This window comes from Mycetocola miduiensis (assembly GCF_900115155.1).
Classification (GTDB): Bacteria; Actinomycetota; Actinomycetes; order Actinomycetales; family Microbacteriaceae; genus Mycetocola_A; species Mycetocola_A miduiensis.
Genome location: NZ_FOVM01000001.1, coordinates 321,424 through 345,844, shown reverse-complemented (window position 1 = coordinate 345,844; position 24,421 = coordinate 321,424). Strand labels below are relative to the sequence as shown.

At 66.4% G+C, this 24,421-nt stretch carries 22 protein-coding genes; 18 read left to right on the top strand and 4 right to left on the bottom strand.

Going from position 1 to position 24,421, the window contains the following annotated elements:
• The first annotated feature begins 8 nt into the window (after positions 1-8).
• From BM197_RS01610 to BM197_RS01600, 3 genes are read left to right on the top strand one after another with little or no spacing between them, the layout of a single operon-like run.
• Positions 9-425, top strand: a complete 417-nt coding sequence (locus BM197_RS01610; RefSeq protein WP_090708219.1) for a PLD nuclease N-terminal domain-containing protein — start codon at positions 9-11, stop codon at positions 423-425.
• Positions 418-2,106 carry a 2-succinyl-5-enolpyruvyl-6-hydroxy-3-cyclohexene-1-carboxylic-acid synthase gene (gene menD / locus BM197_RS01605; protein WP_245762333.1) on the top strand — a complete coding sequence of 563 codons (1,689 nt, stop codon included), beginning with the start codon at positions 418-420 and terminating at the stop codon, positions 2,104-2,106. The genes BM197_RS01610 and menD overlap by 8 nt, the downstream gene beginning before the upstream one ends.
• 60 nt (positions 2,107-2,166) lie before the next feature.
• Positions 2,167-3,036, top strand: a complete 870-nt coding sequence (locus tag BM197_RS01600; RefSeq protein WP_090708217.1) for a polyphosphate kinase 2 family protein — start codon at positions 2,167-2,169, stop codon at positions 3,034-3,036.
• Positions 3,037-3,070: 34 nt separating this feature from the next.
• Here BM197_RS01600 and BM197_RS01595 read toward each other — a convergent pair whose 3' ends face one another.
• Positions 3,071-4,330, bottom strand: coding sequence for an isochorismate synthase (locus tag BM197_RS01595; RefSeq protein WP_245762332.1), 1,260 nt, complete (start codon positions 4,328-4,330; stop codon positions 3,071-3,073).
• Positions 4,331-4,396: 66 nt separating this feature from the next.
• Here BM197_RS01595 and ubiE point away from each other — a divergent pair, with 66 nt between their 5' ends.
• The 4 genes from ubiE to BM197_RS01575 all read left to right on the top strand — a co-directional run bounded on the left by ubiE (position 4,397) and on the right by BM197_RS01575 (position 7,276).
• The gene (ubiE, locus tag BM197_RS01590; protein WP_090708215.1) at positions 4,397-5,104 is read left to right on the top strand and encodes a bifunctional demethylmenaquinone methyltransferase/2-methoxy-6-polyprenyl-1,4-benzoquinol methylase UbiE; all 708 of its coding nucleotides are present in this window, start codon (positions 4,397-4,399) and stop codon (positions 5,102-5,104) included.
• A 68-nt stretch (positions 5,105-5,172) separates the two neighbouring features.
• The gene (locus BM197_RS01585; RefSeq protein WP_090708213.1) at positions 5,173-5,991 is read left to right on the top strand and encodes an SDR family NAD(P)-dependent oxidoreductase; all 819 of its coding nucleotides are present in this window, start codon (positions 5,173-5,175) and stop codon (positions 5,989-5,991) included.
• 269 nt (positions 5,992-6,260) lie between these two features.
• Positions 6,261-6,857, top strand: coding sequence for a pentapeptide repeat-containing protein (locus BM197_RS01580; protein WP_342714539.1), 597 nt, complete (start codon positions 6,261-6,263; stop codon positions 6,855-6,857).
• Between the two features lie 53 nt (positions 6,858-6,910).
• The gene (locus BM197_RS01575) at positions 6,911-7,276 is read left to right on the top strand and encodes a hypothetical protein (protein WP_090708211.1); all 366 of its coding nucleotides are present in this window, start codon (positions 6,911-6,913) and stop codon (positions 7,274-7,276) included.
• Here the strand turns inward: BM197_RS01575 and BM197_RS01570 are convergent.
• Positions 7,267-7,845, bottom strand: a complete 579-nt coding sequence (locus BM197_RS01570; protein ID WP_090708210.1) for a YdeI/OmpD-associated family protein — start codon at positions 7,843-7,845, stop codon at positions 7,267-7,269. The two genes, BM197_RS01575 and BM197_RS01570, sit on opposite strands and share 10 nt — an antisense overlap.
• A complete protein-coding gene (locus tag BM197_RS01565; RefSeq protein ID WP_342714538.1) occupies positions 7,845-8,282 on the bottom strand; it encodes a VOC family protein in 438 nt (145 codons plus the stop codon). Before BM197_RS01565 ends, BM197_RS01570 begins: the two co-directional genes overlap by 1 nt.
• A 131-nt stretch (positions 8,283-8,413) precedes the next feature.
• On the opposite strand from BM197_RS01565, the gene BM197_RS01560 reads away from it, so the two are divergent.
• Genes BM197_RS01560 through BM197_RS01540 form a run of 5 tightly spaced genes read left to right on the top strand, consistent with a single transcriptional unit; the run spans position 8,414 to position 14,413 of the window.
• Positions 8,414-9,973 carry an APC family permease gene (locus BM197_RS01560; RefSeq protein WP_090708208.1) on the top strand — a complete coding sequence of 520 codons (1,560 nt, stop codon included), beginning with the start codon at positions 8,414-8,416 and terminating at the stop codon, positions 9,971-9,973.
• 14 nt (positions 9,974-9,987) lie between these two features.
• Positions 9,988-11,235 (top strand): saccharopine dehydrogenase family protein, encoded by a 1,248-nt coding sequence (locus BM197_RS01555; RefSeq protein ID WP_090708922.1) that lies wholly within the window; start codon positions 9,988-9,990, stop codon positions 11,233-11,235.
• Positions 11,236-11,240: 5 nt separating this feature from the next.
• Positions 11,241-12,308 (top strand): polyprenyl synthetase family protein, encoded by a 1,068-nt coding sequence (locus BM197_RS01550; RefSeq protein WP_425435661.1) that lies wholly within the window; start codon positions 11,241-11,243, stop codon positions 12,306-12,308.
• A 15-nt stretch (positions 12,309-12,323) separates the two neighbouring features.
• Entirely contained in the window at positions 12,324-13,694 is a 1,371-nt protein-coding gene (locus BM197_RS01545) for an FAD-dependent oxidoreductase (protein ID WP_090708204.1), read from the top strand.
• Between the two features lie 38 nt (positions 13,695-13,732).
• Entirely contained in the window at positions 13,733-14,413 is a 681-nt protein-coding gene (locus BM197_RS01540; protein ID WP_090708202.1) for a hypothetical protein, read from the top strand.
• 131 nt (positions 14,414-14,544) lie between these two features.
• Here BM197_RS01540 and BM197_RS01535 read toward each other — a convergent pair whose 3' ends face one another.
• Complete coding sequence (locus BM197_RS01535) at positions 14,545-16,080, bottom strand: PucR family transcriptional regulator (RefSeq protein WP_090708201.1); 1,536 nt, start codon at positions 16,078-16,080, stop codon at positions 14,545-14,547.
• A 125-nt stretch (positions 16,081-16,205) separates the two neighbouring features.
• On the opposite strand from BM197_RS01535, the gene gabT reads away from it, so the two are divergent.
• The 6 genes from gabT to BM197_RS01505 are packed head-to-tail and all read left to right on the top strand — an operon-like array spanning position 16,206 to position 24,350.
• A complete protein-coding gene (gene gabT, locus BM197_RS01530; RefSeq protein ID WP_090708200.1) occupies positions 16,206-17,552 on the top strand; it encodes a 4-aminobutyrate--2-oxoglutarate transaminase in 1,347 nt (448 codons plus the stop codon).
• Entirely contained in the window at positions 17,549-19,027 is a 1,479-nt protein-coding gene (locus BM197_RS01525; protein WP_090708199.1) for an NAD-dependent succinate-semialdehyde dehydrogenase, read from the top strand. Before gabT ends, BM197_RS01525 begins: the two co-directional genes overlap by 4 nt.
• A 36-nt stretch (positions 19,028-19,063) precedes the next feature.
• Entirely contained in the window at positions 19,064-20,485 is a 1,422-nt protein-coding gene (locus BM197_RS01520; RefSeq protein WP_090708197.1) for a gamma-aminobutyraldehyde dehydrogenase, read from the top strand.
• A gap of 17 nt (positions 20,486-20,502) precedes the next feature.
• Positions 20,503-21,861, top strand: coding sequence for a flavin monoamine oxidase family protein (locus BM197_RS01515; protein ID WP_090708186.1), 1,359 nt, complete (start codon positions 20,503-20,505; stop codon positions 21,859-21,861).
• Between the two features lie 55 nt (positions 21,862-21,916).
• Positions 21,917-22,804, top strand: coding sequence for a universal stress protein (locus BM197_RS01510; protein ID WP_245762331.1), 888 nt, complete (start codon positions 21,917-21,919; stop codon positions 22,802-22,804).
• A gap of 4 nt (positions 22,805-22,808) precedes the next feature.
• The gene (locus BM197_RS01505; RefSeq protein WP_090708185.1) at positions 22,809-24,350 is read left to right on the top strand and encodes an APC family permease; all 1,542 of its coding nucleotides are present in this window, start codon (positions 22,809-22,811) and stop codon (positions 24,348-24,350) included.
• Positions 24,351-24,421 lie beyond the last annotated feature (71 nt).

Here is a 24,421-nt window from a genome sequence, read left to right as displayed (position 1 = left end):
ATGGGGGTATGCGTTGGTGGATCATTCTGGCGGTCGTTCTCGTCGTTGCGACGATCTATTCGGTGATTGACTGCGCCCTGATCCCAGCGAACCGGGTTCGTGGTTTGAAGAAGCCGGCCTGGATCGCGATCATCCTTCTCCTGCCGGTCCTCGGCGTCATCCTCTGGTTCGTCATCGGTCGCGCTCGCACGGGCCACGAATCGAAACCGCGGCTCGCCCCCGACGACGACCCCGCCTTCATCGGAACCCTCGGCCGCGACCGGGAGCAGGACGAACGCATCCGCCGGCTCGAAGAGGAACTCGCTTCTCTCGATTCCGATGGCCCCAACCCTGACGTGACCGGCAAGGCCACACCGACACCGGACGACAGCCCCGATGGCTCGGCCGGGCACACGCCCGACGAGTCGGGCCGAACGGATGCCTGACCCTTCTCCGGCAACCAGATACTCGGTCGCGCTTCTCGAAGAGTTCGTGCACCTCGGCGTGCAGGACGTCGTGGTGTGCCCCGGATCCCGGTCGCAAGCGCTCGCGCTTGCCGCTGCTGCCCTGGAGCGTGCCGGGTCGATCCGGCTCCACGTCCGGATCGATGAGAGGGTCGCGGGATTCCTTGCCCTCGGGCTCGCCATCGAAAGCGGCGTCCCAGCGGCGGTGATCGTCACGAGCGGTACGGCGGTTGCGAACCTTCACCCGGCCGTCCTCGAGGCACACCACTCCGCGGTTCCCCTGCTCCTCCTGACAGCCGATCGTCCGGACGAACTGCGCGGCATCCGCTCCAACCAGACCACCCACCAGGCGGGCATCTTCGGATCCGCCGCGAGGCTGACTCGAGACGTTCCGGCGCCGACGGGGGTCGCCGGTGACGAGGCATCCGCCCGGTCTCTTGCCCGCGTGGCCGTCGACGCCGCTGTCGGGGTCGGACCCGCGGGCGCTGGACCTGTGCACCTCAACCTGGCCCTCCGTGAACCGTTGTCCACTCCGCTCCCCGCACTGGACCGGGTCGAGCCAGTGTCGCGGCCTGAAGCAAGCGCCGCTCGGATGACCCGCCCCGGCATCCTGCTCGAACGTGGAAAACGCACTGTTGTGATCGCCGGGCACGGTGCCGGGCCGGTCGCCGAAGCGCTCGCCCATGCCGGCGGCTGGCCGCTTCTCGCCGAGGTGTCCAGCGGCGCCCGGTACGGCAGGAACCTTGTCGTCGCGTACCGCGAACTGCTGTCGGACCCGGAGTTCGGCGGTCGCGTCGAACGCGCCGTCGTCTTCGGCCACCCCACCCTCAGCAGGCAGGTCCCCGCACTGCTCGGCAGGGACGGCGTCGAGGTGATCGTGGTGGCACCCACCGGCGCCGAGGTCTACAACCCCGGCCGACGTGCCACCCACATCGTCGGAGCGGCAAACGTCGTCGACGGCAGCATCGACCGGGCCTGGATCAGCTCATGGGTGCAGGAATCGCGACGGATCTCCGACGAGAAGTCCCACGACGTCGCCCCGGACCTCGAGGCTGCTCAGTCCCATGACCCGGCCACCCGGCTCGGTTACGTGAGGTCCGAATTCCAGGCGATCCGTGCCCGGATCGACAGGCGGATGCTTGCGCTCGCGGTGTGGGGGGCGACCTGGCCACACGACCGACTCGTTCTCGGTGCATCCCGGCTTATCCGCGACATCGACGCTGCTGTGCCCGGCAAAAAGATCCGGGTGCACTCGAACCGCGGTCTCGCCGGCATCGACGGGACCGTTTCTACGGCGCTCGGCATCGCTGTCGCCAGCCAGGCCGACGGCGCCGGGGTCACCCGCGTGCTGCTCGGCGACCTCACGCTGCTTCACGATGTCGGTGCGCTGCTCGGCGGTATGGGCGAGGGGATGCCCCGAATCCAGGTCATCGTCGGAAACGACGGTGGGGGTACGATCTTCGACGGCCTCGAGGTGGCCGACTCGACCGAGAGCGCCGACTTCGACCGGGTGCTGTACACGCCGCAGCAGGCGGATTTCTCCGCCATCGCCGCAGCTTTCGGCTGGACCTACCTGAAGGCGAGTACCCGCGGAGAGCTCGACCAGGCTCTCACCGCACCCGTGACATCCGGGGTGCTGATCGAGGTTCCGCTCGAACGTTGAGCGCTGTGGCCTCAACCGCAAGCCATTGAGTGGCCCGGTTTTCGCGGCCACACTGTGCAGATGACTTCTGACATAGACGTTCCCCGATCGGGCTGGGCCGCCGAGCCGGCCTCTTTGCTGCGAACCGGCCCCGGCTTTGTCCTTGCGGATGTCGATCCGAACGGGACCCCGGGCTTCAGCGGCAGGAAAAAGGCGGGCATGGGCGAGTTGAAAACCGCCGCCGATGTGCTCAGCGATATGCAGGAACGCCTGTTCGCCGCGTCCAAAGGGGATGCGACGGATGCGGTTCTCCTCGTGTTGCAGGCCATGGATACCGCCGGGAAGGGCGGCATCGTGCGGCATGTCGTGGGCGCGGTCGACCCGCAGGGTGTCGCGCTGACCGCGTTCAAGGCCCCGACGAAGGAAGAACTATCCCACGACTTCCTCTGGCGCATCAAACGTGCCGTCCCCGGACCGGGGATGATCGGCGTGTTCGACCGGTCGCACTACGAGGATGTCCTGATCGCCCGCGTGCGTGGCCTCGCCGATGAGACGGAGATCGAACGACGCTTCGGCGCGATCGTCCGGTTCGAACGGGACCTGGTCGACCGTGGCATCCGCATCGTCAAGGTGATGCTGCACATCAGTGCTGACGAGCAGAAGGCGCGTCTCCTCCAGCGGCTCGATCGTCCCGACAAGCACTGGAAGTTCAATCCGGGGGACATCGATGAGCGTCAGTATTGGCCCGCGTACCAGGAGGCGTACCAGGCCGTGTTCGAGCGGACGTCGACCGAGGTGGCGCCGTGGCACGTCGTTCCGGCGAATAAGAAGTGGTACGCGCGGGTGGCGGTGCAACGCCTGCTCCTCGACGCCCTCACCGAGATCGATCCGCAGTGGCCGCCGGCCGACTTCAACGTCGAAGAGCAGAAGGCGCGGCTCGCCGCGACCTGAGTCACTCGTCACTACTCGATCAGCGGGAGGGCTCTCAGCCGAACGCGTCGACGATCGGCCGGAACTTCATCCGCGTTTCGGTGAGTTCCTTCTCCGGTACGGATTCGCCGACGATGCCGCAGCCGGCGTATGCGGTGACGTCTCCGCCCGGCTCCACCTGTGCGCAGCGGAGCGCGATCGCCCATTCCCCGCCGCCGTCCGCACCGACCCAGCCAATCGGGCCCGCGTAACGACCGCGGTCGAAGGGTTCGAGTTGGTCGATCAGCGCCACGGCGGCGGGGGTCGGCGACCCGGCAACGGCGGCGGTGGGGTGAAGCGCGTCGATCAGGTCGAGCGAGGTTGCGTCGTCGGTGAGGGTACCCTCGATGTCGGTGGCCAGGTGCCACAGGTTCGGCAGCTTGAGCGTGAACGGCATCTCGCTCGTGAGGACGTGAGACGTGTGCGGCCGGAGCGATGCGAGAACACTTTGCACGGCGAACTGGTGCTCGTCCTGGTCTTTGGCGCTCGTGACGAGGTTCACGGCGGCCCGCTGGTCCGCTTCAGCGTCCGCACCACGTGAGGCGGTGCCGGCGAGCACGCGAGCGGTGACCGACCCGTCCTGCACCCCGACGAGCGTCTCAGGGCTGGAGCCGACGAGGCCATCGACCGCGAACGTCCAGCAGTCGGGGTAGCCGAGCGCGAGGTCGGAGACGACCCGGCGAAGGTCGGCATCCGCAGGTATGCGTCCGGTGAGGTCGCGCGACAGGACCACCTTGCTCAACTCGCCGTCGAGGATGCGTTCCACGGCCTGCGTCACATGCTCCAGGAATCCGTCGGCTGACTCGGCGCCTGCGGTGAGCGGAATTCGATACTCGGGGCCGAACGCCGTCGATCGCGGATTCGCCGGGACATCCGCTTCGTGGGTGTCGTCGGCACGGATGCGCGTGACCCAGGTCACCCCGTCACGCCGGCCGATGAGCAACTGTGGCACGATCAGCACACTGGACTGCGCCGAGTGGTCGGCGAACGCGAACGTGCCGAACGCGACGAGGCCGGTGCCCGCCATTCGTAACGGGTCGCTGACCGTCGCGGCGGCGGCGATCTCGCGCCAGGCGGCAGCGGCATCCTGCATGCGCGTCGGGCCGGAGAATTCCAGTCGGAGAGCCTCACCGACACCCGCCAGGCCGCGCCCTTTGCGGAGCCACAGCAACGGCCGCTGCGGGTCGACGAGGGCGATGAGCGAGCGGACGTCGTCAACCTGTTGGGTTTCAACGACGAGGTGCTGCGTGGACGGAAGTGTGCCGGGTGAAGTCACCTGTCCAGCGTACGCCCGGTTCTTGCGGTTCGGCCGTGCGGGGAGGCCCGGACGTAGACTGGGGGCATGAACAAGGCAGATCTCTCCAAGCAGCCGTCGCAGGTTTCCGCCATGTTCGATCAGGTCTCGACGCATTACGACCGCACGAACACCGTCATGAGCGTCGGTAACGACGTGCTCTGGCGCGTGGCGACCACCCGGGCTATCGACCCGCACCCCGGTGACCGGATCCTCGACATCGCCGCAGGCACGGGAACGTCGAGCGCGTTTCTCGCGAAGTCGGGCGCGACGGTCATCGCCGCGGACTTCTCCCCGGGCATGATTGAGGTGGGTCGCAAGAAGTACGGCCGCGTCCGCAACATGCAATTCGTCGAAGCGGATGCCACGAATCTTCCGTTCTCCGACAACGAGTTCGATGCGACAACCATCTCGTTCGGGCTGCGCAATGTCGTCGAGCCGAAGAAGGCGATCGCCGAGATGTTCCGCGTAACGAAGCCCGGCGGACAGGTTGTGATCTGCGAGTTCTCCACGCCGCCTAACCGAGTGATGAAAGGGCTCTACGACTTCTACCTGCAGCGGATCACGCCGCTGCTCGTGAAGTTCTCGAGCTCGAACCCCGACGCCTACGACTACCTCAACGACTCCATTCAGGCGTGGCCGGCGCAGGCCGAACTCGCCTCATGGATGCGGGGCGCCGGGTGGACCGAGGTCAAGTACAAGAACCTCACCGGCGGAATCGTCGCCCTGCACCGCGGAACCAAGCCGCGCGTGTGAGCCGGGCCCTCCGGTCCCCCTCTTGGATTCCCGCCCCGGAACTACCCTGGGCGTGAGACGATGGCGCGATGAAGACGCTGGAGTTTGTGTCATCCCGCATGGAGGACCGAGTCGTCCTGGTCACAGGGGCGGGCAACGGGATCGGCCGGGCGTGCGCAATCCGGCTGGCACAAGAAGGAGCCCGTGTCGTCGTCGCCGACCTCGACGGGGATGCCGCGCGGAGCGTGGCCGGCGAACTCCCGCGGCCGGAGACACACCTGCCGCTTCAGCTTGACGTGACCAGCACAGAATCCGTCAACAACGCGGTATCCGAATCCGTCTTGCATTTCGGACGCCTGGACGTCCTGGTCAACGTCGCCGGTGGCGATGTCGGGCATCCGAGCTTCGAGGACACGGACGATACGACCTGGGAAGAGATGCTGAACCTCAATCTTCTCGGGGCCATGCGGTGCTGTCGCGCGGCCGTGGCTCACCTGAAGGCGAGTACGCATGATCCAGCCATCGTCACCGTCGGGTCCGTCAACGCACAGATCGCCTTCGGCAGTGAACCCTATTCCACGGCGAAAGCAGGCCTCTCGGCACTGATGAGAAACCTCGCCGCGTCTCTTGCACCTGACGGGATCCGGGTGAACACCGTCGAGCCGGCGACCACCCGTACCCGGGTGTGGGACCCGCAACCCGGAGGGGCCGACCGGCTCCGACCGTTCTATCCCCTCGGCCGGGTCGGAGAGCCGGCGGACATCGCAGCAGCCGTCGCCTTCCTGGCATCCTCCGACGCCGCGTGGATCACCGGACACGTCCTGCCGGTCGATGGTGGGCTGCTGCACGCATCCTCGCCACTCGGCGGCGGGCCGGGTGACCAGCAACGCGACGGTGCCGCAGACTGAAAGCAGGGCAAGGAGGCGCGCGATGGATCTCATTCCGTTGACCCCGGTCGACAGCAGGGGGGGACCTGCGCGCGGACTGCTCCCGCTGCGTCGGGCTCTGCTGCGTCGCACTTGCCTTTGAGCGGTCTGCCGACTTCGCCTTCACCAAAGATGCCGGCGAGCCGTGCGTCAACCTCGACGATGACTACCGCTGCGTCATCCACCCCGAGCTGCGCGAGCGCGGGTTCAAGGGCTGCACGGTTTTCGATTGCTTCGGCGCCGGGCAGAAGGTGACCCAGCACACATTCGGTGGTGTCAGCTGGCGCGACGACCCCGACATCCGGCAGTCGATATTCGCGGTGTTCCCCCTCGTCCGTCAACTTCAGGAGATGCTGTGGTACCTCGCGGATGCTTCCAACCGGCCCGAGACGGCGCCCATCAAGGGCGACCTCGACCGTGCCTACCGGGGGACCGAGGCGCTCGCTGCCGCACCCGCCGACGACATCCGTTCACTCGACCTCGATGCGCACCGGGACGCCGTGTCTGCGCTGCTTCGCCAGGCCAGTGAGCTCGTCCGGGCGGCAACCAGGACGTCACCCGAAGTCCGGCAGGTCCAGCCAGGCTCCGATTTCATGGGCGCACAACTGGCGGGGCAGGACCTCCGCGGGGCCAACCTTCGAGGCACCTGGCTGATCGCCGCCGATCTCCGTTCGACCGATCTCTCGAACGCCGACGTCCTCGGCGCCGACTTCCGCGATGCGGAGCTCGGCGGTGCCAACCTTGAAGACGCGCTCTTCCTCACCCAGTTCCAGGTCAACGCTGCACGGGGCGACGACGCAACGGTGCTGCCGGCGTCGGTGACCCGGCCGACGCACTGGAGGCGCTGAACAGTTGCCGTGGTGGCTTCACTCACGCCGGACGGACGCACTCGGCGCACCGGGTGACCGCCTCCGGAGCGTGTGAGGAGGCCGTTGCGAAGGCATCCCGCGATCAGCGACGCGTCCCCGTCACAACACTCGCGTCGACATCGGTGGAATGCTCGACGACCGGCGCGAGGCCCGACGATGTACTCGAGCGGATCACCGGCGAGGCGCCGGGTGACGAAGGCGTCGAGTTCTACACGGGATGCCGCGGTCTCGCCGAGCAGCGCCACCTCCTCGTCGGCGAAGACGCATCCTCCGGCCAGCAGCCGGACGACGAGTTCGTCGCGCGAGATACCGAAAAGCGTTCCCGACGGGCTCGATCCTGCCCGGCCGACGACCGATTCTGGTATCTCGCTGCGCTGTTCCGCTCCGCTCACTCGTAGAACTTCTCGCCCCGCGCCAGGCGGTCGACGAACGTCTCGATCCGCCGGGCCCGCGTCTCCGGCCGTTTGGCATCCTGGATCCGATAGTAGATCGCGTACCGGTTCTGGCTGTTCAGCGTCTCGAAGAACGAGTGGGCCGCCGGGTTGGCGGAGAGCGCAGCAAGGAAATCCGGGTGGGGTTCTGCAGTCTTCGGACCGGAATAGGCGCGTTCCCATCGGCCGTCGGCACGGGCCCTCTCCACCTCCGCCAGCCCGCGCGGATTCATCCGCCCGTCGGCGATCATCTCCTCGGCGGTGCGCACATTCCGCAACGACCACGGGCTCCGGGCCCGACGCGGCGTGAACCGCTGCACGTAGGTGGCCTCGTCGACCCGACGGGCCTGCCCGTCGATCCAGCCGTAGGCGAGCGCCACGTCGAGCGCTTCCGCATAGGTCACGGTGGTCTGTCCTGAGCCCTTCTTCGCCATCACGAGCCAGATCCCTGGCGACGAATTCTGGTTCTCCTCTATCCATTCCCGGAAAGCGTCAGGCCCGTCGAAACGGAGAATTTGCTGCTCGAGCGCCGCCATCACTCACCCAGCATGGAACCGCTGCGGAGTTCGAGGATCTCCTGGTAGTGCGGATTATGCATGACGCCGAGGATGTTCCCGAAGGGATCGACGACCGATGCCGTCACGAATCCAGCATCCCGGGGAGTGATCGCTTCGTGCTCCGTCGCCCCGAGCGCGAGAAGTTTCGCCACGGTGTCTTCGACGTCGGACACGTGCCAGAACACCACAGCGCCGCCCGGTTCGGTTGCCGAAGGATGCGGGGAGAAGCGCCGGTCGATGATGCCCAGCTCATGCTCGTAGTCGCCGATCCGGTATTCGATGTAGGCCGCCGGGCCCGACTCGGGCCGCACGAAGTACGGCTGAATGCCGAGCAGCTTCGAATACCACTCCCGTGCCGCATCGATGTCGTCCGCGAAGAAACTGACGGTAGCCAGCCCTCTCAGCATCATGTGCATTCCCGCTTCCTGTCCGCGCCCTCCCCCAAGGGGTTCCATAATCCGCTGGTTGGCGGTATCCGTCAATGACGGCGAAACCCCTCGATTCAAGGGCATTGACATCCGAAACGGCGCGGCAGTAACTTTCGCTCATGACAAGGCAGTCGACGGATGCTACGCGTCCGGCCACCCCCGGCGGCGAAGGCAAGGGCCTCGCGGCCGGCACGCTCGGCCTGTGGGGCTCGGTGGTGATCGGGCTGGCCTCGACCGCGCCGGTCTACTCGCTCGTCGCAACCCTCGGGTTCGTTGTCCTCGCCGTCGGCGCGCAAGCACCGATCGCGTTCATCGTGGCCTTCATCCCGATGCTCTTCATCGCGTTCGCGTACCGGGAACTCAACCGCGCCGTGCCCGACTGCGGCACCACCTTCACGTGGGGAACCAAAGCGTTCGGCCCCGTGGTCGGCTGGATGGGCGGCTGGGGTGTTGCCGTTGCCGGCATGGTCGTGCTGGCGAACCTGGCCCAAATCGGAGGGCAGTACCTCTGGTTGCTCATCGGCGACGGATCACTCGCCGAGAACGACGTCCTCGTCACCGCGACCGGGGTTGTCTTCATCGCCCTGATGACCTGGGTGAGCTACCGCGGCGTCGAATTCGGCGAGCGGATGCAGAACATCCTCCTCGCCATTCAGTACCTGGCCCTCGCCCTCTTCGTCATCGTCGCCTTCGTCCACGTGGCCAACGGCACAGCCCCGAACGCCACGCCGGTCTCGCTCGACTGGTTCAACCCGTTCGCGTTCGCCGACTACTCCGGCTTCATCGAGGCGGTGCTGCTCGCCCTCTTCATCTACTGGGGTTGGGACACCTGCCTGGCGCTCAACGAGGAGACGAAGGATCCCAAGCGCATTCCGGGCCGCGCCGCGCTGGTGACCACCGTCACCCTCCTCGTCACATACGTGAGCGTCGCCGTCGCCGCCATGTCGTACGCCGGGCTCGGTGAGGAGGGCACCGGCCTCGGAAACGAAGGCAACGCCGACGACGTGTTCCTTGCCCTGAAGGATGTGATCCTCGGGCCATGGGCATGGGTTCTCGTCGTCGCGGTGCTCGTCTCTGCCGTGTCGTCAACCCAGACCACCATCCTTCCCACCGCGCGCGGAACCCTCGCGATGGCCGCGTACAAGGCGCTTCCGCGGCGGTTCGCGACGGTGCACCCCCGCTACCACACACCCTCGTTCTCGACCTTGGTGATGGGCATCGTCGCGATCGTCTACTACGTCGGAATGACGATCATTTCCGAGAACATCCTCGCCGACTCGATTCTCTCGCTCGGCCTGGCGATCGCCTTCTACTACGGCATCACCGGTTTCGCCTGCGTCTGGTACTTCCGCAAGGACCTGTTCACTTCGGCTAGGGACTTCTTCTTCAAAGGCTTCTTCCCGCTGCTCGGCGCGGTCATGCTCGGGTACGCGTTCATCCAGTCCTGCATCGACATGTACGACGTCGACTATGGCTACACCGTGCTCCTCGGAATCGGCGGCACCTTCGTCGTCGGGGTCGGTGCGCTCGCCCTCGGGGTCGTCCTGATGACCATCTGGTGGATGTTCCCCGGGTCGAAGCCGTTCTTCCGCGGCGAGAGCCTCAACCGCGACACCGCCGTCCTCGTCCCTGACACGCCGGAGGCCTACGGCCGTTCCATCGACGGCGGACTGAGCTGATGGAACCGCAGGGCGTGCGCATCCTGATCGTCGGCACCGGGGGCGTCGGATCCGCCGCGGCCCGGATCGCCGTCCGCCGCGACTTCTTCGAGAAACTCGTTCTCGCCGACTACGACCCGGTGAGGCCCCAGGCGCTCGTCACCGACATCGGCGACGAGCGCCTGGCTGCTGCGCAGGTCGATGCATCCAGTGCCGACGCGGTCGCCGCCCTCATCCGCGAACACCAGATCACCCATGTGCTCAACGCCGTCGACCCCCGCTTCGTTATGCCGATCTTCGACGGCTGCTTCGCCGGAGGCGCCGTCTACCTCGACATGGCCATGAGCCTGTCGCATCCGCATCCTGAGAAACCGTACGAACTCCCCGGCGTGAAACTCGGTGACGAGCAGTTCGCCCAGGCGTCCATGTGGGCGGATGCCGGTCGGCTCGCGCTCGTGGGCATCGGCGTGGAACCCGGACTCTCCGACGTTTTCGCGCGCTACGCCGAAGACGAACTGTTCTCTGAGATCGACGAGCTCGGCGTCCGCGACGGCGCCAACCTCACCGTCGACGGGTACGATTTCGCCCCGTCATTCTCGATCTGGACGACGATCGAGGAGTGCCTGAACCCGCCGATCATCTTCGAAAAGGAGCGAGGCTGGTTCACGACCCCGCCGTTCAGTGAACCCGAGGTGTTCGACTTCCCCGAAGGCATCGGGCCGGTCGAATGCGTGAACGTTGAGCACGAGGAAGTGCTGCTGATGCCGCGCTGGACGAAAGCGAAACGAGTCACCTTCAAGTACGGGCTGGGCGACGAGTTCATCAATGTGCTCAAAGTGCTGCACACCCTCGGGCTCGATAAGACCGAGCCTCTGACGGTCAAGGGTGTGCAGGTGTCGCCGCGCGACGTGGTCGCCGCCGCCCTTCCTGACCCGGCCACCCTCGGTGACCGGATGCACGGCAAGACCTGCGCCGGTGTGTGGGTGCGTGGCACCGGGAAGGACGGTCGTCCGCGTTCCTCGTACCTGTACCACGTCGTCGATAACGAACAGTCGATGGCCGAGTACGGGTCGCAGGCCGTCGTGTGGCAGACCGCCATCAACCCGGTGATCGCGCTCGAGCTGCTTGCGACCGGCGTTTGGGGTGGGTTCGGCGTCCTTGGCCCGGAGGCCTTCGACGCTCGTCCGTTCCTCGACTTGCTGGCAGCGGATGCCCCGCGCGGCTACGGTTCGCCGTGGGGGATCGAGGAGAAGTACTTGCCAGCTCCGGCACGGGTAGGCTAGACCACGTGAATCCGAGTGCCATGCGGCGTGCCACGAGCCTCTCCAGCCACCTGGGCCAGACCGACCGCATTTTCGCCTCCCCGAAAACCAGGCAGCTCCTCGCCGCCGTCGACGCGGGTCTTGAGCAGATCGAGATCGGTCTGGATACGGAACTGATCTTCGCCGACACCGTCGCCGACACATCCACCCGCTACCTGCTCGAAGCCGGGGGCAAGCGGGTCCGCCCGATGCTGATCCTGCTCACCGCGCAGCTCGGCGCTGGAAACACCGTCGACGTGATCACCGCAGCCGAGGCCATCGAGATCACCCACCTGGGTTCGCTCTACCACGACGATGTCATGGACGACGCCGACCGAAGGCGCGGTGTACCGAGCGCCCATGCCGTCTTCGGCAACTCCGCCGCAATCCTGACCGGCGACCTTCTGTTCGCCAGGGCCAGCCAGCTGATGGCCGGTCTCGGCGAACGCGCTATTCGTCTCCAGGCGAACACCTTCGAGCGGCTGGTCCTCGGCCAGCTGCACGAAACGGTCGGTCCGCAGGACGGCGAGGACGCCGAAGCGCACTACCTGCAGGTGCTCGCGGACAAGACCGGGTCGCTTATCGCCGCGGCCGCACAGGCCGGTGTCATCTTCTCCGGCGCCGACGAAGCGTTCGAGCCCGCGGTCATCGAATACGGCGAGAAGATCGGTGTCGCCTTCCAGCTCATCGACGACGTCATCGACCTGTCACCCCAGCCTGAAGAGACCGGCAAGGTCCCCGGCACCGATCTCCGCGCCGGTGTCGCCACCCTCCCGCTGATCCACCTCCGCGTCCTCGCCGAGACCGACCAGGACGCAGCAGCCCTCCTGGCCCGCATCGAAGCGGAAGCTGCAGCGGGGACCGAAGGTGCGGCATCCGCTGACTTCACCGCCGCGATCACGGAACTCCGCCAGCATCCGGTGACCACCCGCACCCTCACCGAGGCACACCGATGGGCGCACGAAGCAGTTGCGGCGCTCGACCCTTTGCCTGACGGACCCGTGAAGCAGGCACTGACACGATTCGCGGAGACGATCGTCGACCGCAGCAAGTAAAGGAACCAGACGCAGATGACCAAATTGAGAGTCGCGATTGTCGGCGCCGGCCCCGCAGGAATCTATGCGGCGGACATCCTCCTCAAAGCAGAACGCAAGTTCGACGTGTCGATCGACCTGTTCGACCGCCTCCCGGCGCCGTACGGTCTCGTCCGTTATGGAGTCGCGCCTGACCACCCGCGCATCAAAGGCATCATCAACGCGCTCCGTGAGGTGCTCGACCGCGGTGACATCCGCGTCTTCGGCAACGTCGACTTCGGCAAGGACATCACGCTCGACGACCTCAAGCGGCACTATCACGCCGTCATCTTCGCAACCGGAGCGGTGCGCGACGCGGACCTGAACATCCCGGGCATCGACCTCGAGGGTTCCTACGGGGCCGCAGACTTCGTGAGCTGGTTCGACGGGCACCCCGACGTGCCGCGGGAATGGCCGCTCACCGCCACCTCGGTTGCGGTGATCGGAAATGGCAACGTCGCCCTCGACGTGTCGCGCATGCTCGCAAAGCCGGCCGAAGACCTGCTCTCCACCGAAATACCCCAAAACGTTTACGAGGGGCTCAAGGCATCGCCGGTGACCGATGTGCACGTGTTCGGGCGCCGCGGGCCCGCCCAGGTGAAGTTCACGCCGCTCGAATTGCGCGAGCTCGGCGAGTTGAACGACGTCGACATGATCCTCTATGACGAGGACTTCGAGTACGACGAAGCGTCGAAGACCGCCATCGCCAGCAACAAGCAGGTCATGGTCATCGACAAGGTCCTGCAGAAGTGGCGCGAGCGCCCCGTCGGCAACGCGTCGCGCCGACTGCACCTGCACTTCTACGCGCGGCCCCTCGAGGTCGTCGGAGATGACAACGGCCACGTCGCCGCTTTCCGTTACGAGCGGACCCGACCGGATGCCGAGGGCGGCGTGGTCGGAACCGGCGAGATCCGTGAGGTTCCCATCCAGGCGATCTACCGGGCTGTCGGCTATTTCGGGTCGCCGCTCGACGGCATCCCCTTCGACAAGAGGCACGGTGTCATTCCGAACCGCGAGGGTGTCGCCCTCCACAAGGGCAGCAACGACGTCGTGCCGGGGGTTTACGCAACCGGGTGGATCAAGCGCGGCCCGGTCGGTCTGATCGGGCACACCAAATCGGATGCCATGGAGACGATCAGGCACGTCATCAACGGTGAAGGCAGCTGGTGGAACCCGGAAGCCCCGTCCGAGCAGGCGGTGATCGACCTTCTCGACTCTCGCGGTGTCAAGTACACCGACCTCGAAGGCTGGCACAACCTCGACCAGCACGAGATCGCGCTGGGAGAGCCCCACGGCCGGGCCAGGGTCAAGGTTGTTCCGCGCGACGAGATGATCGCCATTTCACGCGCAGAAGCCCCGGTCAACTAGGCCACGGATCGGTGGGACGTGGCCGATAAGGTGGGGGAATGGCCAACCCAGCTAACCCGCAGAATCCTTACGGCCCGCCCACGCAGCAGGGTGCTCCTGCCGGGTACCCCCAGCAGCGTCCGCCGCTCGACACGGCGGTGACACGGCAGATTCTGTTCGGTGGAACTCTCGTGGTGAGCATCGCGATCGTCTCCAATCTCCTGTCGATTCTCGGGAGCTCGATCTTCGCGTTCCGCGGCGAGCTGCTGCTTTCACTGATCTGGAGCGTCTTCATCGCTGTCGTCTTCGTTGTGGGTGCCGGCGCGAGTGCGCTGTATGTCGCACCGCTGGCGCGGGCCGTCTCGGGCGTCGACCTGCTCAAGAAGCTGGCGTCCGCCGCAGCGATCGGTACGGCCGCGTTGCTCGTGCTCAACTTCATCTGGGCGGTCATCTCCGGTGGCCAGTACCTGTTCCAGATGATCGTGAGCTCCGGCATCCTCGGGTCGATTTCGACTGGGTTGCACTACGGAGCCTTCTTCGCGCTCGGAGTGCTCATCGCGCGAATGCTGCCGCCGAAGCAGCACGCGGCGCGATCGTATGCCGCGCACTCTCAGGGCTACGGTGCTCCGCAGGGGTATGGCGCGCCGCCGAGCCATCCCCAGGGCTTTGGCCAGCCGTCCGCTCCGGGCGCGGGCCAGCCGCCTGCGCAGCAGCAGCCTCCGTTTCGCCCGCACGCGTAGCATCCGCTGCTCGGCTCGGCTCGGCTCGGCGCGCGGCGCTTGTATGGCTATAGCTGGAGCGATCGGGCTCAGTCGCTTATGGCTGGACTCTTCCGTGAAACTCAGCCATTCCTGCCCGAGAAGGGGCGCTACTACTCGACCCGCAGCGCGAGCCACAGATTCGTGCGCGCGTCCACCGTCGCAAGGGGTCGGCCGATGAGCTTCTCGACGAGCGCAACCCGGTTCTTCAGCGTGTGACGGTGGATGCCGAGCGCCCGCGCGGCCGGATCCCACTGCCCATGGTGCTCCAGCCAAACCTTGACGTCTCCGATGAGGTCGGTGCCGTTCTCCGCGTCGTGATCGCGCACCGGTCTGAGCAGCGCGCGAGCGATCTCGACGGCATCCGCATGGGGGAGGAGGGCGGCGAGTCCTCGCTCGGCCACGTCCGAGAAGACGACGACGGATGCCTCAGCGTCGCTTGCGAGAGCCCGCTCGAGAGCCTGCACGGCCTGTTTCGTCGCCGTCCCCGTCTCACTCCAGAGCGCAGGCTCCGACATGCCAGCAGCCACCCCAGCCATGCGGGCCAGTCCCTCGGCGACGGCGCGGGCGTCCTCCTCGGACACGCCGACGAGAACCCGGCCCTCGCTCGCCGCGAAGAACACGTTGCCGGCTACGTCTCGCGCCTCGAGGTCGTTCAATAGCGCATCACGGGCAAGCGCCGGTGGGTCGAACGCCACAAAGCGGATCGGCTCCGCGGGCAGTTCCCCGCCCATCTGACGCACGATCCGCCGCACGAGCGCAATGTTGCCCTCGAGCAGCGACTGCAGCAAACCGCTGCGTAAAAGGCCGCGCGCCCGGCTCAACTCCCGGTTCTGCTCAAGAGCAAGCCCGGTCAGGGCGACGACGCTCGTGACGACGGTCTGGTCGGCGCCATCGAGGGGTGTCATCCCCGCGATCACCAGCACCCCACGCAACGCGTCGCGCCGGCCGAGAGTCTGCAGGTTCACCTGCCCGGACTCATCGCTCATCGTCGAACTCGACCGCTGGCTGCGCCCGATCAGCCGCTCCGCCTCATGCAGGATCCGCTGGTGGGCGGGCTCCGTCGCAAGCGCAGGCATTGCGGATGCTTCGTCGAAAGCGAGCGCGAACGTTCCGCGTGCGTCGACAAGCGCGACGAATCGGCGCATCTGGCGGGAGAGTTCCTTGAGGATCGCCGCCGTGGCGTCCGGTTTAAGCGCTGCGAACGAGATCGCTCGCTGAGCGTTGAGCGCCCATGTGTCCCTCGCATGCGCGGCCTCGGCCAGGAGGTCCGCCGCCGCCCGGATCACGGCAATGAACGGCACTCGATACGGCACCTCGAATAGAGGCAGGCCAAGCCGTTCGCACGCCGTCACAAGCTCGGGTGGCGTGCCCTGCACCACCTCAGTGCCGAAGCCGATCCCGACGATCCCATGCGACGCGAGCCGTTCGACGTAACGATCGTAATCGGTCTGGCTCGTTGACTCCCGGTCGAACTGTGTCCCGGTGGTCAACACCATTTGACCGGCATCGAGAAACGGCGTCGGGTCGGCCAGGTCGGAGCTGTGGATCCAGGAGATTGGGGCCGCCAGCCGGTCCGGGGTGCCTCCGGCCAGCAGGCTGAGGTCGAGCTCGCGCATGTCGAGAAGCCGGCGAAGAGAAGGGTGCATCTGCCCAACGTACGCGATTTGCCAGATTGGCGGAAGGCGGCGATCGCGGTGGCCACTCCGGCAGTTTCCGCGGCCCGGCCGACCTCCTAGTCTGACACCAGGCACTTCGAAGGAGAACGACGACGATGACCCTCACCACGACCGCAATCGGCGGCCCGGCACTCGCACAAGAGCGCCGGATCGTGACCGCAATTCCCGGGCCGCGCTCGCAAGCGCTGATGGCCCGCAAGAACAGCGCCGTGGCGTCCGCTGTCGGAACCACCATGCCCGTGTTCGCGCAGGCGGCGGGCGGTGGAGTCGTCGTTGACGTGGACGACAACTCGTTCATCGACCTCGGCTCAGGCATCGCCGTGACCGGCGTCGGAAACAGTGCGCCTCGCGTGGTCGACGCCGTGCAGGCGCAAGTCGCCGCTTTCACCCACACCTGCTTCATGATCACGCCGTACGACTCCTACGTCGAGGTGGCCGAGAAGCTCAACGAGCTCACCCCAGGGGACCACGAGAAACGCAGCGCGCTCTTCAACTCTGGCGCCGAAGCCGTCGAGAACGCCGTCAAGGTCGCCCGCAGCTACACCGGCAAGCAGGCCGTCGTCGCCTTCGACCACGCCTACCACGGCCGCACCAACCTGACCATGGCACTCACAGCCAAGTCGATGCCGTACAAGAGCGGTTTCGGGCCGTTCGCCTCCGAGATCTACCGCGCCCCGATGTCGTACCCGTTCCGCGACGGCCTGAGCGGACCGGAGGCCGCAAAGCGCGCCATCTCGATGATCGAGAAGCAGATCGGGGCATCGAACCTCGCCGCCATCATCGTCGAACCGATCCAGGGTGAGGGCGGATTCATCGTCCCCGCCGACGGCTTCCTTCCGGCACTTGTGGAGTGGGCTCGAGCGAACGGCGTCGTCTTCATCGCCGACGAGGTGCAGACCGGCTTCGCTCGCACCGGCGACATGTTCGCCAGCGAACACGAAGGCATCGTGCCCGACATCATCGTGACAGCCAAAGGTATCGCCGGTGGGCTGCCGCTGTCGGCGATCACCGGCCGGGCAGAGATCCTCGACGCCACCCACGCCGGCGGCCTCGGTGGAACCTACGGCGGCAACCCGCTGGCCTGCGCGGCCGCACTCGCCGCCATCGAAACCTACGTCGATGAGGACCTCGCCGCCGCCGCCCGCCGCATCGGCAGCACGCTCTTCGAACGGTTCACCGCAGCCCAGGCCGCCGACCCGCGGATCGGCGACATCCGCGGCCGGGGCGCCATGATCGCCGTCGAGTTCGTCGACCCCGAGACGAACGAACCGGATGCCGCGTTGACCGGCCGCGTCGCGAAGGCCTGCCACGCCGAAGGGGTCATCGTCCTCACCTGCGGAACGTACGGTAACGTCATTCGTTTCCTGCCGCCCCTCTCGATTCCTGTTGAACTGCTCACCGAGGGCATCGATATCGTCCTCAACACATTGGAGAACGCATGACCACCCAGACCGACCTCCCCACAACCGCAGAGGCAGAACTGCTCGCGAAGGTCCCTACCGGTCTCTTCATCGGCGGCGAATGGCGCCAGACCGAGAAAACCATCGATGTGTTCGACCCGTCGACGGGCGATGTGCTCGCGTCGATCGCTGACGCCTCAGCCGCCGACGCCACAGCGGCACTCGACGCGGCCGTCGCCGTGCAGGACGAATGGGCGGCAACCGCTCCGCGCACCCGGTCGAACATCCTTCGCAAGGCTTTCGACCTCATGCAGGAGCGACGCGACGAATTCGCCCTGCTGATGACACTGGAGATGGGCAAGCCCCTCGCCGAGTCAAACGGTGAAGTAACGTACGGCGGCGAGTTCCTGCGCTGGTTCAGCGAAGAAGCGGTGCGCATCACCGGCCGGTACGGCACCAACCCCGAGGGCACCGGGCGCATGATCGTGTCACAGCACCCGGTCGGACCGTGCTACCTCATCACCCCATGGAACTTCCCGCTCGCCATGGCGACCCGCAAGATCGCGCCGGCGCTCGCCGCTGGCTGCACGGTCATCATCAAGCCGGCCTCGCTCACGCCGCTGACCACCCTGTACTTCGCGAAACTGCTCGAAGAAGCGGGTGTCCCCGCCGGTGTCGTCAACGTGCTCACCACCTCGTCGTCCGGCGCCGTCACCGAACCGCTGCTCGACGACCCCCGGCTGCGCAAGCTGAGCTTCACCGGCTCCACCCCGGTCGGCCAGAAACTGATCCAGCAGTCGGCGAAGAACGTCCTCCGCACCTCGATGGAGCTGGGTGGCAACGCCCCATTCGTCGTCTTCGACGACGCCGACCTGGATGCGGCCGTCGACGGGGCGCTCGCCGCCAAGTTCCGTAACATCGGCCAGGCCTGCACCGCGGCTAACCGGTTCATCGTTCACGCGTCGATCGCCGACGAATTCGCCCGCCGGGTCACCGACCGGGTCAAGGGCTTCACGCTCGGTCGCGGTACCGAGGAGGGCGTCACCATCGGTCCGCTCATCGACGACCGCGCCGTGAAGAAAGCCAGCGAACTCGTCGAGGACGCCGTCGCCAAGGGCGCGACACTCCTCACTGGCGGCAAGGCCGTCGACCGCGAAGGAACGTTCTACGAGCCGACCGTGATCACCGATGTGCAGCAGGGATCCAAAATCCTCCGTGAGGAGATCTTCGGACCGGTCCTCGCGATCGTCCCGTTCACCGACGAAGCGGATGCCGTCCGGCTCGCCAACGACACCGAGTACGGCCTCGTCAGCTACGTCTTCACGCAAGACCTCGCCCGTGGTCAGCGGATGATCGACAAACTGCAGACCGGCATGATGGGGCTCAACGTTGGCGTCATCTCCAACGCCGCCGCCCCGTTCGGCGGGGTCAAGCAGTCCGGCATCGGCCGGGAAGGCGGGCTCGAGGGAATCCACGAATACCTGTCGACGAAGTACACCATGACTCCGGCCAGCTAAGGCCAGCGCCGCAGCACGAGGATGGAAGACAGAACAATGACGTCACTCCAGAACTACATCAACGGCTCGTTCGTCGACGCCGCCGGCTCCGAGACGATCGACGTGGTCAGCCCGGCGACGGGCGATGTCGTCACCGTTTCACCCGTCTCCACCGATGTCGACGTCGATGCGGCGTTCGGTGCGGCACGGACAGCCTTCACCACGTGGAAACGCACGACACCGAGCCAGCGCCAGGGCATGCTGCTGCAGATCGCGGATGCCATGGAGGCGAACGCAGACGAGCTCGTCGAAGCGCAGCACCGCAACACCGGGCAGCCCCGCGAGGCGATCCGCGTCGAAGAGGTGATCACCGGCGCCGATCACCTGCGGTTCTTCGCCGGGGCCGCGCGGGTGCTCGAGGGTAAGAGCGCGGGGGAGTACCTCGAAGGGCACACCTCCTGGATTCGCCGCGAACCGATCGGGGTCGTCGCCCAGGTCACCCCGTGGAACTACCCGCTCATGATGGCGATCTGGAAGATCGCTCCCGCGCTCGCGGCCGGCAACACGGTTGTGCTCAAACCGAGCGACACGACGCCGGAGTCCACCCTCGTCCTCGCCCGCCTGACCCAGGGCATCCTGCCGGACGGCGTGCTCAACGTGATCCTCGGGAACGCGTCAACCGGCCAGCTGATGACTGAGCATCCCGTCCCAGGCCTGGTGTCGATCACCGGGTCGGTCCGGGCGGGCATGGCGGTCGCGGCATCCGCGGCGAAGAACCTGCACCGGGCGCACCTCGAACTCGGCGGAAAGGCGCCGGCGATCGTCTTCGCCGACGCGGACATCGCCGCGACCGCTGAGGGTGTCGCAGGGGCCGGGTACTTCAACGCCGGCCAGGACTGCACTGCGGTGACCCGGGTACTCGTCCACGAGTCGATCCACGACGAATTCGTCGCTGAACTCGTCAAAGCCGCCGAAGCCACGAAGACAGGCGACGCCGAAGACCCCGACGCGTACTACGGGCCGCTCAACAACGCCTCGCACTTCGAGAAGGTGTCGACGGTGATCGAGAGCCTGCCCGCCCACGCGAAGGTCGTCACCGGCGGCCACCGGGTCGGCGACAAGGGCTTCTACTACGCGCCCACAGTCATCACCGGGGTCAACCAGATCGACGCGTGCGTTCAGGAGGAGACCTTCGGCCCTGTGCTGACGGTTCAGACCTTCTCAACCGAAGAGCAGGCGATCGAAATGGCGAACGACGTGCCGTACGCCCTGGCGTCGAGCGTCTGGACGAGCGACCACGGCACGGCGCTGCGGGTGTCGCGTGATCTCGACTTCGGCGCCGTCTGGATCAACACCCACATCCTGCTTGCCGCCGAGATGCCGCACGGCGGGTTCAAGATGTCGGGGTACGGCAAGGACCTCTCGTCGTACGGGCTTGAGGATTACACCCGAATCAAGCACGTGATGAGTGCCCTGTGAGAGACACGGAGAACCCCATGAACGACCTGCAACGCGACGTCGTCATCGTGGGCGCCGGGGCATCCGGGCTCACCGCGGCCACGAAACTGCGCGAGGCCGGGCTCAGCGTCGCCGTCCTGGAAGCGCGCGACCGGGTGGGCGGGCGGCTATGGACGAACCAGATCGACGGCGCCACCCTCGAGATCGGCGGCCAGTGGGTATCCCCCGACCAGGATGCGCTGATCGAGACGCTCGCCGACCTCGGGCTCGAAACCTATCCGAGGTACCGCGAGGGCGACAGTGTTTACATCAACGCGGTCGGTGAACTGACCAGGTTCACCGGGGAACTGTTCCCCGTGGAGGCTTCGACGCAGCGCGAGATGGAACGCCTCATCAACGTGCTCGACGCCCTCGTCGCCGACATCGGCGCCCGCGAACCGTGGGCGCACCCGATGGCGGAGGAGCTCGACTCGGTGACCTGGCTCGAGTGGCTCGAGAGCCAGACCGACGACGTTGAAGCACGCGACAACATCGCACTCTTCGTCGCCGAAGCCATGATCACCAAGCCGGCGCACTCGTTCTCCGCGCTGCAGGCGATCCTGATGGCGGCATCCGCCGGTAGCTTCTCTCACCTCGTCGACGCCGACTTCATCCTCGACAAGCGGGTGATCGGTGGACTGCAGCAGGTTCCGTTGCTGCTCGCCGAGAAACTCGGTGGCGACGTGTTCCTCAGCCAGCCGGTGCGCCGGCTCGACTGGAACGAGTTCGGCGTCACCGCCATCGCGGATGGTATGACGGTGCGGGCCCGCCACGCGATCGTCGCCGTTCCGCCGAACCTGTACTCGCGGATCGACTTTCAGCCGCCGCTTCCTCGCCGCCAGCAGCAGATGCACCAGCACCTGTCCCTCGGTTTCGTCATCAAGGTGCACGCTGTTTACGCGACGCCGTTCTGGCGTGATGCCGGGCTGTCTGGCACCTCGTTCAGCCCGTACGAGATCGTCCACGAGGCTTACGACAACACCAACCACGCGGACCCTCGCGGCACCCTCGTCGGTTTCGTTTCCGACCGCAAGGCCGACGCGATGTTCGGCCTCACCGCTGAGGAACGCAAACAGGCCATCCTGATCTCGCTGTCGCACTACTTCGGTGAGCAGGCCCTCGATCCCGTCGTCTATTACGAGAGCGACTGGGCAGCCGAGGAATGGACCCGAGGCGCTTACGCGGCGAGCTTCGACATGGGCGGGCTGTCCCGGTACGGCGCCGACCTGCGCACGCCGGTCGGTCCGATCCACTGGTCGTGCAGCGACCTGGCCGCCGAGGGCTACCAGCACGTCGACGGGGCTATCCGCGTCGGCCGCGAGACCGCTGCGGCCATCGTCTCGAAGCACTCCGCCTGACAACGCCCCACCCTGACCCGCTGTTCCCTGCACCACCCGAAATCGCGAAGGAGCGATGAGCCAGATGCGTTACATCGTGGGCTACACCGATACCCCCGCCGGCGCCGACGCCCTCGCGCTCGGCGTGCGGCTTGCCCGGTCCATGGGCGCCCAACTCGAGATCGTGACCGTGCTTCGCAGTGAAGCACGACCCACACTCGTTCCATCGGATGCGGGCTATGAGCGCTTCCTCCACGAAACCGCGCAGGGTTGGTTGAGGGATGCCGCCGCCGTCGTGCCGAGGGACGTCGCATCCGAGGGGCACATCGTCTACGCCGAATCCTTCGCGCGCGGCCTCCTCGATGTCAGCCGCGACCTTGAGGGTTCAATGATCATCGTCGGAGCAGCTCGGGGCGGGCTGCTCGGCCGCGCCACAGTAGGCAGCGTGGCGAGCGCGCTTCTGCACTCGGCTGTCGTTCCGGTTGCCCTCGCGCCCGAAGGTTCCGGATCGACCGTCGGGCTGAACGAGGTCTCGCGGGTCACCTGCGCCCTCGGAACCAGGGCCGGTGCGGGCGAACTGCTGGACGCCGCCGTGCTGGTCGCCCGCGCTGCGCACGTTCCGCTGCGCCTGATCTCCCTCGTCACCCTCGATATGGATGACATGACCACCCCGCCGGAGGTCGCCGAACGTGCGGCAACGCATGCCGAGCAGGTGCTCGCCTACGCGGCTGAGCATCTGCCGCAGGATATCGACGTTAGCGTGCTGACGGCATCCGGCAACCGCATAGAGGAGGCCGTTGCGCAGGTCGACTGGGAGGCGGAAGAGCTCGTTTTCGTCGGTTCCAGCCGTCTGGCAAAACCCCGCCACATCTTCCTGGGCAGTACGGCGGCAAAGATGCTGCGCGAACTGCCCGTCCCCATGGTCGTGGTTCCCCGCGACTCCGTTCTGACTATTGAGGATTGACCCCATGACAACAACGAAGCCCACCACCGGGCTCTCCAAGAAGGGGCTGAGCGCCGGCTCGGTCGGCCTGATCGGTGCCATCGTTATCGGCATCTCGTGCATCGCCCCCGCTTACACGATGACGGCGGCGCTCGGGCCGACCGTGTCAGAAGTGGGTCTGCAGGTCCCCGCCATCATCCTCGTCGGGTTCATCCCGATGCTCCTGGTCGCGTTCGGCTATCGCGAACTCAACCGGGCCATGCCCGACAGCGGAACGTCGTTCACCTGGGCCACCCGGGCGTTCGGGCCGTGGATCGGCTGGATGGCCGGCTGGGGGTTGATCGCCGCCACCATCCTCGTGCTGTCGAACCTCGCCGGCATCGCCGTGGATTTCTTCTATCTGATGCTCGCGCAGATCTTCAACAACGAAGGACTCGCAGATCTCGCGCTCAACCCGTTCATCAACGTCATCACCTGCCTGGCGTTCGTGCTCGGCGCGACGGCGATCTCTTACCGCGACATGCAGACCACCCAGAAGGTGCAGTACGTGCTTGTCGGCTTCCAGCTGCTCGTTCTCGTGCTGTTCGGTGTCGTTGCGTTCATCCACGTCGCCAACGGAACCGCCTTCGACGCGACACCGGTCACCCTGGAGTGGTTCAACCCGTTCGCGGTTGAGTCGTTCAGTGCGTTCGCCGCCGGCCTTTCCTTGTCGATCTTCATCTTCTGGGGCTGGGATGTCACGCTGACGATGAATGAGGAAACCAAGGGTTCGCGTTCGACGCCGGGTCGCGCGGCCACCCTCACCGTGATCATCATCGTCGTGCTGTACCTGCTCATCGCGACGGCGTCGATCAGCTTCGCGGGCATCGGAACCGGTGAGTTCGGACTGGGCAATGAAGACATTCAGGGCAACGTGTTCTTCGCCCTCGCCGGACCCGTCCTCGGACCGCTCGCCATCCTCGTCTCGATCGCGGTGTTGTCGAGCTCGGCCGCTTCACTGCAGTCCACGTTCGTCTCTCCCGCCCGGACGCTGCTCGCCATGGGCCACTACGGGGCGCTGCCGCCGAAGTTCGCGACGGTCAGCCCGCGCTTCCTCACCCCCGGCTACGCAACGATCGTGTCGGCCGTCGTGGCATCCGCGTTCTACGCCATCATGCGGTTCGTCTCCGAAGACGTGCTCTGGGACACGATCACGGCGCTTGGCATGATGATCTGCTTCTACTACGGCATCACGGCGTTCGCCGTGGTCTGGTACTTCCGGAAGCAGTTCCTCGCCTCGGCACGGAACTTCTTCTTCCAGCTGCTGTTCCCCCTCATCGGAGGACTCATCCTCGCCGTGCTGTTCTTCACCACGATCATCGACAGCATGAACCCGGACTACGGCAGCGGATCGAACGTCGGCGGGGTTGGACTCGTCTTCATCCTCGGCATGGTGGTCATCCTGTCTGGCATCGTGATCATGATCATCCAGGCGATCCGTCGCCCGGCGTTCTTCCGGGGCGAGACGCTCTCCCGTGGCGTCTCGGACGGCACCGAGGACGACGCGCTCGACGAGCTGCCGGTGTAATACCCTTGCGAGTTGTTGGGTTTGGGGTGGTTTGCCGCGGGCCAACCCCCCCAAACCCGGCAATTCGCGGA